At 48.4% G+C, this 13,048-nt stretch carries 9 protein-coding genes; 7 read left to right on the top strand and 2 right to left on the bottom strand.

The window, feature by feature from the left end; translation table 11 throughout:
• The first annotated feature begins 131 nt into the window (after window positions 1-131).
• Together BRW63_RS09560 and BRW63_RS29785 are read left to right on the top strand one after the other, a co-directional pair.
• On the top strand, window positions 132-998 hold the full coding sequence (locus BRW63_RS09560; protein WP_073070663.1) for a polyphosphate kinase 2 family protein: 867 nt from the start codon (window positions 132-134) through the stop codon (window positions 996-998).
• A 309-nt stretch (window positions 999-1,307) separates the two neighbouring features.
• Entirely contained in the window at window positions 1,308-1,880 is a 573-nt protein-coding gene (locus tag BRW63_RS29785; protein WP_073070662.1) for a Rieske 2Fe-2S domain-containing protein, read from the top strand.
• A gap of 29 nt (window positions 1,881-1,909) precedes the next feature.
• On the opposite strand, the gene BRW63_RS09550 is transcribed toward BRW63_RS29785, so the two are convergent.
• Window positions 1,910-2,539 carry a hypothetical protein gene (locus BRW63_RS09550; RefSeq protein WP_073070661.1) on the bottom strand — a complete coding sequence of 210 codons (630 nt, stop codon included), beginning with the start codon at window positions 2,537-2,539 and terminating at the stop codon, window positions 1,910-1,912.
• 679 nt (window positions 2,540-3,218) lie between these two features.
• On the opposite strand from BRW63_RS09550, the gene BRW63_RS09545 reads away from it, so the two are divergent.
• The 4 genes from BRW63_RS09545 to BRW63_RS09525 all read left to right on the top strand — a co-directional run bounded on the left by BRW63_RS09545 (window position 3,219) and on the right by BRW63_RS09525 (window position 10,262).
• Window positions 3,219-5,519, top strand: a complete 2,301-nt coding sequence (locus tag BRW63_RS09545) for an NACHT domain-containing protein (protein ID WP_073070660.1) — start codon at window positions 3,219-3,221, stop codon at window positions 5,517-5,519.
• A 123-nt stretch (window positions 5,520-5,642) separates the two neighbouring features.
• The gene (locus tag BRW63_RS09540) at window positions 5,643-7,004 is read left to right on the top strand and encodes a D-alanyl-D-alanine carboxypeptidase (RefSeq protein WP_223257338.1); all 1,362 of its coding nucleotides are present in this window, start codon (window positions 5,643-5,645) and stop codon (window positions 7,002-7,004) included.
• A 539-nt stretch (window positions 7,005-7,543) separates the two neighbouring features.
• Complete coding sequence (locus BRW63_RS09530; protein ID WP_073070658.1) at window positions 7,544-8,620, top strand: tetratricopeptide repeat protein; 1,077 nt, start codon at window positions 7,544-7,546, stop codon at window positions 8,618-8,620.
• A 250-nt stretch (window positions 8,621-8,870) separates the two neighbouring features.
• A complete protein-coding gene (locus tag BRW63_RS09525) occupies window positions 8,871-10,262 on the top strand; it encodes a malic enzyme-like NAD(P)-binding protein (RefSeq protein WP_073070657.1) in 1,392 nt (463 codons plus the stop codon).
• A 340-nt stretch (window positions 10,263-10,602) separates the two neighbouring features.
• Here the strand turns inward: BRW63_RS09525 and BRW63_RS09520 are convergent, their stop codons facing one another.
• Window positions 10,603-12,753 carry a polyribonucleotide nucleotidyltransferase gene (locus BRW63_RS09520; RefSeq protein WP_073070656.1) on the bottom strand — a complete coding sequence of 717 codons (2,151 nt, stop codon included), beginning with the start codon at window positions 12,751-12,753 and terminating at the stop codon, window positions 10,603-10,605.
• Between the two features lie 114 nt (window positions 12,754-12,867).
• Between BRW63_RS09520 and BRW63_RS28240 the strand changes: the two genes are divergently transcribed.
• Window positions 12,868-13,044: a hypothetical protein gene (locus BRW63_RS28240; RefSeq protein WP_181314343.1), complete on the top strand. Its 177-nt coding sequence runs from the start codon at window positions 12,868-12,870 to the stop codon at window positions 13,042-13,044.
• Window positions 13,045-13,048: the final 4 nt, after the last annotated feature.

Raw genomic sequence — 13,048 nt, 5'->3', positions numbered from 1 at the left:
AATTGGCAAGAGAATCGAGACTCACTGACTAATCGATAAGGTGAATAACCTCTCCAAGGGTAGTTGCTCTCTCCTAGATAACCGTAGACCCTTAATCATTACGGGACTATAGGAAGGACATTAGTATTGTTATGAACTACGACCCATTCATCGTTCCTCCCAAAAAAACGATCTCACTGAGCAAAGATTATGACGCTGGCTACCTCGGCAAGTCTCAAAAAAACGAAGACACTGCCAACAAATTGCAGAGTGATATTAAACGGTTAGCGGCTTATCAAGACGTTCTCTACGCCAGCGATCGCTATGCCTTGCTGATTATTTTTCAGGCAATGGATGCGGCAGGAAAAGACAGCACGATTAAACATGTGATGTCGGGCATCAATCCGCAAGGCTGTCAGGTGTTTAGCTTTAAGGCACCTTCAGATGAAGAGCTGGATCACGATTATTTATGGCGATCGGTTCGAGCATTACCCGAACGGGGACGCATCGGCATCTTCAATCGCTCTTACTATGAAGAAGTGCTAATTGCGCGGGTGCATCCAGAGATTTTAGCAAAACAGCAGTTACCCGAAGCCACGCTCAAGAAGAACATTTGGAAACAACGCTTTGAAGAGATTAACAATTTTGAAAAGTATTTAGTCAACAATGGCGTGGTTGTTCTAAAGTTCTTCTTAAATGTCTCTAAAGCAGAACAAAAGAAACGGTTTTTGGCACGAATTAATCAACCCGAAAAGAACTGGAAATTTTCTACCAGTGACGCAAAAGAACGCGCCTGTTGGGATGATTATATGCATGCTTATGAAGAAGCCTTTAATCACACCAGCACAAGCTGGGCACCCTGGCACGTTATTCCAGCCGATCACAAATGGTTTACACGCATGGTAGTGGCAGATATGATCTGCAACAAATTAGCTTCTCTAGACTTGAAATATCCCATCCTGACAGAAGAGCATCAACAACAACTGCTAGCGGCTAAAGAGATGCTAGAACACGAATAGGAATGATATGATTGCCGCAATTCTCTAGTAGTACAAGTATCCTTTATGAAAAGATCTAGCTAAACCACCATTTCAGCCGTACAAGCAGCGCTTTGGTAGATCGGTTAGTGGATTAATCGGCTCAAATCTCAGATGAGATTAAGTAAAGTGCATTTCCGTAAATGGGCACAAGAGACAAAAAGCGATCGGCTTCATGTTGATTGATGAGAATTCTCGACGATCGACGATGGAGCGATTAGAATCTTGACTACACACAAGCTCTAGCGACTGAAAAGCTGCTGATAGCTGACTCATTTAGGAAACCGAGATATGACTCCTGGATCTCGCGCCCAGCTTCATCCCATCCCTCGAATTGGGAGACGACAGTTTTTGGAATACATGGCAGGTAGCGCTACTGCTGCGATCGCACTTGGATATTTACTGCCTGCTGGAAGTGTTGAACTGACACTAGAAGAACTCTGCACTGCATCGCCGCTCAACTCGCGCTGCAAAGATTATCTGCCAGGCGTACAAGCCAAAGATGAGCGTGGACAACCGATTCAAGTCAATCAGCTTTTGCCTACTGTTCCGCCCGGAAGCCGAGTTGCAGCGAAGGGACTCCCCAATCCACCGATCGTTTATCTGGTCGTTACCAATCCTCCGATGATTGCCGAGTATGCCATCAGTTCGGTCTGTACTCATCTGGGCTGTACTGTCGCGTGGAAAGCTGACCAAAATCAGTTTGTCTGCCCTTGTCATGGTTCACGCTATGACAATCAAGGTCGAGTCGTGCATGGGCCGGCTCGGCGTAACTTGGGACTTTTAACGGTAGTCGTCAAGCAGAATCAGGTTCGCTTAGTTGATCATCAACCCGCGATCGATCCACGGGTCAAAGCTCCATGACTGTTATAGACAGAAGCACTCAATGTGGTTTAACCACACCCGTTGACTAGAGTACTTCTTGAATCGCTCGGTTCAGTGTTAGAAAGCCAACCAAAGCTGGGCGCGATGCCAAAGTTTTTGCCAAAGGTGCGTTGCAAATCAACTTCTACCCACACTTCACCGCTTGCGTCTCTGATGGAAGTGGTGACTCCTCCATTTTGGGTGATGTAAACTCGCTGATTGGCTCCGACAGCGGCGATCGCTTGCGATCCTCGTCTGGGTTCTCGACGAACTGCTATTGAGGTGACAGTGTTTCTGACGGTGCGACACACGCTCGTTTTTGTGGTGGGTGGTGGAGTCGGGGGTTTACCACAGTTGAGAGCCGCAAAATCAACAAATCCATTCGGATTGATTTGAACACGGACTGGCGGAACACTGGGCAAAGGTTCTACTAATGCAACTGCTGTGCCCACTGTGAGAGGGCGACGCGGCAACACCTCTGAGTCACTAGGATTCGCTGTTCTAAAAACCGGAGTCGTCTTACTGACCACACAGGCAACTTGAGCCACTAACATTGGTGCAGTAGGAACTGCAAGAACAGGCAACTCTAAACCGATCGTCGCGATCGTCATCCCTGCCAAAATTCTCACTGGAAGTCTGCGATCGTTCAGTTTATGCATTATTAACACTCCTCAAAAGCCTGATGTTGGTTTAGATTGCTTGGCTAAAGCAATATCTTTTCATTACCATAATCTGAGGGGATAAGTCCACAGCAGGCTGAGTGAAGGTTCACGTAGATAGAATGAGATCGAGAAGTTTGTCGATCAGTGGGTTGGCGATCGCTTCACTAGACCTCCTGCATGAATAAACTTCTCGCTATCAACTCTCTCAGATCTCGCTCCGTTGCGGTCGGCTTGTGCCCCCTAAATCCCCCAGAATGGGGGACTTTGAGAAGATCTGCGGTTTCAAAGTCCCCCAGAATTGGGGGGATTTAGGGGGCGTTCCCGGATTCGTGCAGGAGGTCTAATCATAGAAGGAACCGCCAGCCATTTTGTCTACTTCTTTTCGTCCTTTTGCAGGGCGTACAGAATTTGAAAGCAGAGTTTCAGCAGAAAGATCAGAAGACCCGCACTAGGATTGAGCCAAAGCGCAAAGCCAACGATCGCAAATTCGATAACTTTCAGCCACTTTTTCTTGTTGGAGTTCTGATTTTGAAGCATGGGAGGGATTGGTTAACTCGATACATCCAATCTCTCAAGCTGATCTTTGAGTTCTTGCTGGGGTACGCGCTTGATTTGTGCGTGACTTGCGTGAGTTGTGTAAGATCGCTCACAAGCACCCAAATTTAGGCTCTTGGTAATGGCAAAGCGATCGTGTCATGCGTCTCAGGAAGGACTCAAACAAATCCGACGAAAGTACAACAACGCTGGCTGGACGCAAGAAAATTTAGCTGACGACACTGGTGTATCTCGAAGTACCATTGGTAAGTTTCTTGCTGGCAAGCCGATTGATCGCAGCAATTTCATCGAGCTTTGCACTACCTTAGATTTGACCTGGGAAGACATCATCGATCGACCAGCAGAACCAGAAGTAGATAGCACTGATATCGACAAGATCGTCCAAGCAATTCGCGAACAGATTAAGCCGATCGTTCATCACAACTGCGGCACGATGCGCGTGTTGGATATGGAGCAGCCGATCGAGCTAACCGGAGAGCGAGGCATTTATACCAACGTCAATATTCTGGAGCGAATCACAGGACGAAATCGCTTTGAGATTGCAGATTTGCAGAACTGTGGGGTTGAGGAGTTCGATCGGGCTGGACTAAGCCAAGTCACTGAGAAGCGAGTGCCGGGACTGAAAGCCGTAGAACAGCATCGCAAACTAATGGTGTTGGGCAAACCAGGGGCGGGAAAGTCTACTTTTCTGAAATATTTGGCGATGCAGTGCATTGAGGGCAACTTTCAGGCAAACCGCATCCCCGTTTTTATCACGCTCAAAGATTTTGCTGAAATTGAAGGAACCCCTGATTTATTCATCTACATTAGTCAGCTTGTTGAGTTGCCGACTTCAGACGCTTTGCGAGAGATTTTGCAGCAGGGTCAAATGCTGGTGTTGTTGGATGGGTTGGATGAAGTTCGAGAAGAAGATACTAAACGAGTTTTACGGCAGATTCTAGAATTCTCTGATCAGTTTCATCTCAATCAGTTTGTGATGACTTGTCGAATTGCCGCAAAAGAATACACATTTGAGCGATTTACTGAAGTCGAAGTAGCAGATTTTGATCCAGAACAAATTGCGATTTTTTCTCAAAACTGGTTTCGACTCAGTGATCCGACAAAGGCAGAATGCTTCATTCAAAAACTAGAAGAGAACGAACCGATTCAAGAATTAGCCAGCAGTCCTTTGCTGTTAACTTTGCTCTGTCTTGTTTTTGGCGAAAGTGCAGACTTTCCGGCAAATCGCTCTGAGCTTTACAAAGAAGGCTTAGATATCTTGCTCAAAAAATGGGATGGAAAACGCAATATTGAGCGAGAGCAGCTTTACAAGAATCTATCTCTAAAGCGCAAAGAAGATCTCTTGAGCCAAATTGCTCTCACAACTTTTGAGCAGAAAGACTACTTCTTCAAACAAAAAACGCTAGAAGCATACATTTCTGATTTCATTCGCAATTTACCCAACGTTGATTCAGACCCAGAAATTTTACGAATGGACAGTGAAGCCGTTTTGAAATCCATTGAGGCACAACACGGACTGTTTGTAGAACGTGCAAAGAGCATCTATTCGTTTTCTCACCTGACCTTTCAAGAGTATTTTGCAGCGAGAGAGATCGTCGCCAACTCTGCCTACGAAAATCTGGTAAAACACCTCACCGAAAAACGCTGGCGTGAAGTCTTTTTGCTCACCACAAGCATGATGCGAAACGCTGACGACCTGTTGAAGCTGATGAAACAGAATATTGATGTGATACTTGCTGCTGATAAGAAGCTACAACAATTTTTGAAGTGGTTGAGTGGAAAAGTAAATCTCATAGATTGTAGAAAGCAACAACTAGCCACTAGAGCCTTCTACTTTAATCTCTTTTACTCGCTTGAATTAGATTTGCCAAATACTTTCCCACCAGCACATTTTAACTTTCCTCAATTAGAGTTCAGCAATAATTTTTTAAATTTCGAGGAAGTTCTTTCAAAAGACAAAGACTTATCCACTGACTACTGGCTGGTGGCAGCTTGTGAGAGCGTGATGCTTTGCGGATGGACTCATGAATTTCAATATCTTGATGAGGCAACCTGGTGCTTCAACGATCTTGCAAGTTGCAATATTACTCCAGATTTGCAGCAAGAAATCATTCGTTTATCTGTAGTTCTTTATAACTCTATTTGTGATACAGATTCATGTTGGAATTTTATATCAACTGAGATAGAAACTTGGCTTGAAACGTTAAGAGGAGTGATGATCGAACATCGCAACATCGGTCACGACTGGAAATTTAGCGATCAACAAAAGCAACTGTTACAGCAGTATTACGAATGCAACAAGCTGCTGATCGATTGTCTCAATAGCGATTGTTATGTCAGTCGAGACGTGCGGCAAGAGATCGAAGATACCCTGCTGTTGCCGATGAGTGAAATCGATCGCGATCGCACCCAACAAACCTAATTAGGTGGTGAGACTTTAACGGACGATCGTCACCCTTAACCTAAGAACATTTGTTCTAATAAATTTGGGAGAAATGTGTTTTGGTGACGATCGATCGTTTAGCATATCCTGAGAAACGCTGTGATGTTGTGGCAGCCCCTCGCTAAAATCATGCTCAAATCTCGCTCCTTTCCGATCGCGTTACTCATTTTAGGATTGACGGCTGGTTGCACAGCAGAAGCGTCTAAATCAACGGCTCCTCAAGCGACTGCTTCGCCCATCTCTAATCAGCCTGCCTTGAGTTCTGCGAGTCAAAGTCCGTTTGGGCTGGTTTCACCGACTACGCCCGACGCTGCCACAACCCGCACCATTCAGCAATATCTCAAAAAACTGGCAAATCAAGGGTTCTCAGAACGATCGCAAGGCGTTTGGATGCAGTCTGGAACCACGCTACTCGCCAATCACCAAGGCACCACCCCCCTCTCTGCCGCCTCTTTGACAAAAGTAGCGACTTCTCTAGCAGCACTGCAAACGTTTGGCGTTGACCATCGATTTGTGACCGAAATCAGTTCAACCGGAACGATCGAGAATGGCATTCTCAAAGGAGATCTGATCGTTCAAGGCGGAAACGACCCTCTATTTGTGTGGGAGGAAGCGATCGCCGTGGGCAACCTGCTCAATCAGCTACAAATCCGCCAGGTGACGGGCAATCTGATTGTCGTCGGCAGATTTTATATGAACTTTGACACAGACCCGAAAGCGTCAGGCGAGTTGCTCAAACAAGGTCTGAATGCTGCACTCTGGTCTGAAGAAGTCAAAGCCCAACATCTCACCCTCCCAGCCGGAACGCCGCGCCCCCAAGTGACGATCGCGGGAGATGTGAAAGTCGCCAATGCTCTGCCAGCAAACGCTAAACCGCTATTGCGCCATCAGTCGCTTCCACTTGCAGAATTGCTGAAGAAGATGAATCGCTATAGCAATAATGCGATGGCAGAAATCATCGCCAGCACAGTTGGTGGAGCAAAAATCGTCTCTTTTAAGGCGGCGCAAGCGGCAGGCGTTCCGCAATCAGAAGTGCTATTGGTCAATGGGTCAGGGTTAGGCACCGAAAATCGCCTCTCTCCCCGTGCGGTCTGCGCGATGTTTTTGGCGATCGAGCGTTCTCTCGAACCCTTTAAGCTCACGGTTGCCGATATCTTTACTGTGGTCGGGCAAGATAGCGGCGTTCTCGATGCCCGTAAAATTCCGGCGTTAGCGGTCACTAAGTCGGGCAGTTTAGATGCCGTCAGTGCCTTAGCAGGCGCGTTGCCGACAAGTCAAAAAGGGGTGGTTTGGTTTGTGGTAATCAACGGGGGCAACAACAATTTAGAAGGCTTTCGGTCAGATCAAGAAGCCCTGTTACGAGGTCTATCCAGCCAGTGGGGAGCCGTGCAGACTTCTCCAGCCGCGTTGTCAATCAACTCAGAGCGATCGAGCAAAGCGCCCGTGAGTGAGCGGGTCAATTAACTTAGATCTTGCACCTCTCGCCACAACCGCCCAGAACTGAAGTTCCTGGCTGATAGCTCAAACCCATTGAAATGGGTTAAAACGTTTGCTCAGTCCTCTTCAGAGGACTTTGGCGATTAGCCCGAATTTTAATTCAACGTCAGTTCGACAGAAGTGATTGGCTACGATTGTGAATCTGGGAGAGCTACCTAAATCCCCCAAAATTGGGGGACTTTGAGCCAAGATTTTCGGTTCAAAGTCCCCCAGAATGGGGGATTTAGGGGGCTGAAGCCGCTCAAAACGAAGCGAAAAACCTCCTCGAACTGACATTAATTCAGGGCAGGTGAGTGGGAAATAGTTGAGACTGGTGAAAGATCTGAGTTAATTTTCAATAATTTCCGGATCTCGCTCGTGAAAGGTGAATATACAGGGTAACTCTCATTGACTTTATATAGTTCCCATGAAAACTCCGCAATTCCCCCAAGTCTGCGTTTCACGACTGATCTTCCTGTGTTAGTCTCAAAAGACCAAGGCTAGAGAAACTATTTATAAATCCAGCCATGCTTGATACAGGTCGTCTTCCCCTGACGGGTGACGCGCTCGCTTGTTTCCGCCAGGGGCTAGACCGCGCCGCTAACGGGGAACATGAAGAAGCAGTTGCCCATTACAACAAAGTTTTGCAAGCGCGATCGGACTTCTGGGAAGCCTGGTATGAGCGCGGCTTGTCGCTAGACAGTTTAGGGTTTTATTCTGAAGCGATCGCTAGCTACGATCGAGCCTTAGAAACCGAGCCAAACCGAGAAGCCATTGACGAGATCTGGCACGATCGCGGCAATTCTCTTCACTATGGGTTAGGGGACTATGAGGCGGCGATCAAGTGCTACGACAAAACGCTGCAAATCAATGATGCTCATGCGATGGCCTGGCAAAATCGCGGTAATGCCTTGCTCTATGGGTTGAGCCACTATGAAGACGCGATCGCTAGCTATAACCGCGCCCTGCAACTTAACGCTGAAAACTATCTGACCTGGCGCAATCGTGGCAACGCGCTGATTGAGCTAAAACGCTACACCGAAGCGATCGCAAACTACGATCGGGCGCTGTCTCTGCAAGCCGACGATCAGGTTTCCTGGCAAGCCCGCCTACTGGCATCTCAACAACTTGGGCTAACCTCGCTGAGGCAGCCAACGACTAAGCCAACCTGGTGTAGTGAGGGCTATGAAGGCTCATCGCTGATAGAAGAAGAATTGCATCCTCCTAAAGCGGTGCAAGAGTCTGAGGCAGGCCATCAACTGCCGTTGTTAGTCGTTGAAGACGATGCTGGACAGCATGAGATTGGGTTAGAAAATGACCACTACACGATCGGGCGAGATCCTAAAAACGATATTTGCTTAAGATCTCAGTTTGCGTCTCGATATCATGCGGTGTTGCGGCGAGTTAACCATGACAACGGCAGCTACACCTATACGATTAGCGATGGCAATCTGGCTGGAAAACCCAGCACCAATGGCTTGCTGGTGAATGGGCAAAAGCAACAGAGTTGTGCGCTCAAAACTGGAGATTTGATTGTGTTTGGACCCCATGTTCGGGCGACTTATCAAGCCGCGATCGAGCCAAAAGATTTGAATTTTTGGTAGCTATCCGTAGAGGGTTGTCCCTTTGGTTCACCCAGCACAGATACCTCAGCGTCCTTCTTTTAGGCTAAAGAGCGACCTGCGGGGAACCTTTAGATTTTGAATGACTGATTCAAAATTAATACCAATTTCAGAAACGATTGCGATTTTACAAACATGGACGGGCATGGCACTGCTGTGCCCTCATGCGGATCTGTTGCATAAATAAAATTGGTATAGAATCTAAAATTCCCGTTCTAACTTTTCTACAGCTATGGCGAACCTTACCCCAAACTCTAGTTACAGTCTGACCATCCGCTTTGAAGTGCCAAACCGACCGGGGATGTTAGCCAGCGTAGTGCAAGCGATTTCTACTTTAGGTGGCAGCATCGGGCAGATTGATCTCGTCGAACAAACTCGCGATCTGTCGCTGCGAAACATCATTGTAGATGCCGCCAGCAGTGACCATGCAGACGCGATCGTGCAAGCCATCAAATCTTTACCTGATGTCAAAGTTTTGCACGCTGATGATCGCACTTTTGCGCTGCATCAAGGCGGCAAAATCACTGTTCAAAGCAAGGTGCCATTGAGCAGACAATCCGATTTAGCGATGGCCTATACGCCAGGGGTCGGTCGGGTGTGTATGGCGATCGCCCAAGATCCCGATCGCGTCTATGAACTGACCGTCAAGGGCAACATGGTGGCGATCGTCACCGATGGCAGCGCCGTTTTGGGGTTGGGCAACCTTGGGCCCGAAGCCGCAATGCCCGTGATGGAGGGCAAAGCGATGCTGTTTAAAGAATTTGGTGGCATTGATGCCTTTCCGATTTGTTTGGCGACGCAAGACACCGATGCGATCGTCGAAGCTGTCAAGATGCTGGCTCCGGTTTTTGGTGGCGTTAATTTAGAAGACATTGCCGCGCCTCGCTGTTTTGAGATTGAGACTCGACTTCAGCAAGAACTCAACATTCCGATCTTTCACGATGACCAGCACGGAACCGCGATCGTCTCCCTTGCCGCCCTCTCAAATGCGCTGAAGCTGGTTAAGAAATCGATCAGTGACGTGAAAATTGTGATTAATGGAGCCGGGGCCGCTGGGGTTGCGATCGCGCGTCTGCTCCGTAAAGCGGGTGCCACTCAAATCTCAATGTGTGACTCTAAAGGAATTCTCTCGAGCGATCGGGCTGACTTAACCGAGCAGAAACGAGAATTTGCCGTTGAAATGAAGGGCACGCTTGCCGATGCGATGAAAGGCACAGATGTGTTTTTAGGCGTGAGTGCCCCCGGAGTCGTTTCTCCTGAAATGGTGAAATCAATGGCAAAAGACCCGATCGTGTTTGCGATGGCAAATCCGGTGCCAGAAATCCAGCCTGAATTGGTGCGCGACGACGTGGCAGTCATGGCAACTGGACGCAGTGATTATCCCAATCAAATTAATAACGTTTTAGCATTCCCCGGAGTGTTTCGCGGTGCGTTAGATTGTCGTGCGTCTAACTTCACGACTAATATGTATTTGCAAGCTGCGTTAGCGATCGCATCTCTGGTTGCAGAGAGTGATCTGAGCCGAGAAAATATTGTTCCTTCAGTGTTTGACGATCGGGTTGCGACAGTCGTTTCGGCAGCCGTTCAAAAAGCGGCTCGTGAAGATGGAGTCGCGCGCATTTAAGAACTCTAAGGGCACGATATATCTTTACGTACGGGCATGGCACTGCCGTGCCCTCATGCAGATCTATCGCGTAAATCAAACTGATATTAACGTGAATTCGATCAAGCTTTTCGCTGCGGTTGCAAATCCGGGCTGCCCCCTAAATCCCCCAAATTGGGGAACTTTGAACCTAAACTCTGAGCTTGAAGTCCCCCAGAATTGGGGGATTTAGGGGGCTGAAGCCCTGAAGAACGAAGCGAAAGAACTCATCGAACTGACGTGATATTACCTCACATGCTGCACCCATAAAGAAACGTCCCTCAATTAAATGAAGGACGATCGTTAAATTGAGCGAATTGATTTAAGGTCTATTTTGCGTTTCACGAGCAGCCGTGGCTTCGTCAGGGTGAATGCCTAAACGAGTCAGATTGACTCTACCTCGATTGTCGATTTCGCGAATCTTGATGATCACTTCATCACCCACCGCGACTTCATCTTCAACCTTGCCGACTCGATGATCAGCAAGCTGAGAGATATGCACCATCCCTTCCTTGCCAGGAAGAAACTCAACAAAGGCCCCGATCGGAATAATTCGGGTGACTTTGCCCACAAAGACATCGCCTGCGCTCAACTTGCGCGTCATGCCCTGGATAATGCTGCGAGCGTGTTTTGCTTTCTCGCCATCCACCGCAGAAATCGTGATCGTGCCATCATCGGCAATGTCAATTTTGGCTCCCGTTTCTTCAGTGATGCCCTTGATATTCTTACCACCTGGCCCGATGATCATGCCGATAAATTCAGGATCGATCTTGATCGTCAGCAAGCGAGGCGCAAAGGGCGACATTTCACTGCGAGGCGTGTTGATCGCTTCCATCATCTTGCCCAAGATGTGAAGTCGGGCGGGTTGCGCCTTGTTGATTGCCTCAGCGATTACTTCCATTGGCAAGCCTGAGATTTTCATGTCAAGCTGCAAGGCGGTGATTCCAGTGTCGGTTCCGGCAACTTTAAAGTCCATGTCTCCCAAGAAGTCTTCAAGACCTTGAATGTCAGTGAGAATGCGAATTTCGTCGCCTTCTTTGATCAGGCCCATTGCGGCACCACTCACAGGTTTCACAAGTGGCACTCCGGCATCCATCAATGCCAGCGTCGAGCCAGAGACAGACCCCATTGACGTTGAGCCGTTAGAAGATAGAACCTCAGACACGACGCGAATCACGTAGGGAAACTGCTCTTTAGACGGCAACACTGGAACTAATGCCCGTTCTGCTAGGGCACCGTGACCGACTTCGCGGCGACCCGGCGATCGCATCGGTCGCGTTTCACCCACGGAGTAGGGAGGAAAGTTGTAGTGGTGCAGATAGCGTTTTTGCTCATCGGGGTGCAGATCGTCTAGCGCTTGAGCATCACCAGGGCTGCCCAGTGTGACGGCTGATAGCACCTGGGTTAGCCCCCGGTTAAACAAACCGCTGCCGTGAACGCGACGAGGCAAGACGCTGACCTGGCAAGAAATCGGACGAATCTCGTCTAGCTTGCGACCATCGACCCGCATCCCATCATCGATGACTTGGCGACGCATCAGCGTTTTGGTGACTTCTTTGAAGGTGTTGCTAAGAACTTTTGCGTTTGCCGCCGCCGCCACTTTCACCGGATCTTCATCGGGCAACGCTTCGATCTCTTTTGAGATTGAGCTTTTGACTTCATCTAAAGCGGCTTCGCGGATGGCCTTATCTTTCTCAAATCTGGCTAGAACTTCTTTAACGGGGGTAGTGGCACGATCGCGAATAAAGTTCTCTAAAGTCGGATCGACTGGAGGTGCTTCTTCGGTCACTAACTCGATGCCCATTTCTGCCATAAAGTCTCGCTGCGCCTGAATCAGGTCACGCACCGCTTCATAGCCAAAATCGATCGCTTCAATCATGTCTTGCTCAGGAAGCTGGTTGGCACCTGCTTCGACCATGATCACCCCGTCAGGCGTTCCGGCAACGACTAGATCCAGATCGCCCGTTTCAATCTCTTTATAAGTGGGGTTGATCACAAAATCGTCGCCCACCAAGCCGACCCGCACGGCTGCCATCGGCCCGTTAAACGGAATCTTTGCCAGCATGACAGCGATCGAGGCTCCGGTCACTGCTAACACATCGGGGGGAACGCTTTCATCCATCGACATTGTGGTCGCAACCACCTGAATGTCATCCCGCAGCCACGAGGGAAATAGGGGACGCAGGGGACGATCGATTAAACGACTCGTGAGGGTTGCTCTCTCAGGGGGTCGCCCTTCTCGTCTCAAAAAACCGCCGGGAATGCGCCCTGCTGCATACATCCGCTCTTCATAGTCAACGAGCAATGGCAAAAAGTCGATGCCTTCTCTGCCTTTAGCGCGAGTCGCCGCCACTAACACTGCCGTATCGCCTGACTCAATTAAAACTGCGCCTCCCGCTTGTGGGGCAAGCGTCCCAACTTTGAGTCGAATATCCCTACCATCGAAGGATATTGACTTCTCAAACTCTTGCATGAAATATCCTTTCCTTTCTTGTTCTTTATTTTGTTCTTCAGCGATCGTAACACTGATACCCTTTTGCTGACTTTTTTAATCTCACTGGCGCCAAGAAGTACGGGTACAAATCGAGTGGCAGCGACTTCTAAAATCAATCGATCGCCAATTCTGACGGATTCTCGCTCAGTCCTGTCGGGGTTTCGCTTTATGATGGCAGAATCGTTCTTAAATGCGATCGCAGTTCTAACCGACGCATTAGGTTTCGTCATTCTAAATTTCAGCAGATGCCCTGACTTTGAGAAAATTTAGGGAT

It is taken from the genome of Phormidesmis priestleyi ULC007, assembly GCF_001895925.1.
Classification (GTDB): domain Bacteria; phylum Cyanobacteriota; class Cyanobacteriia; order Leptolyngbyales; family Leptolyngbyaceae; genus Phormidesmis_A; species Phormidesmis_A priestleyi_A.
The sequence above is the reverse complement of the archived record's forward strand: the minus strand, read 5'-3'. Positions and strand labels throughout refer to the sequence as shown.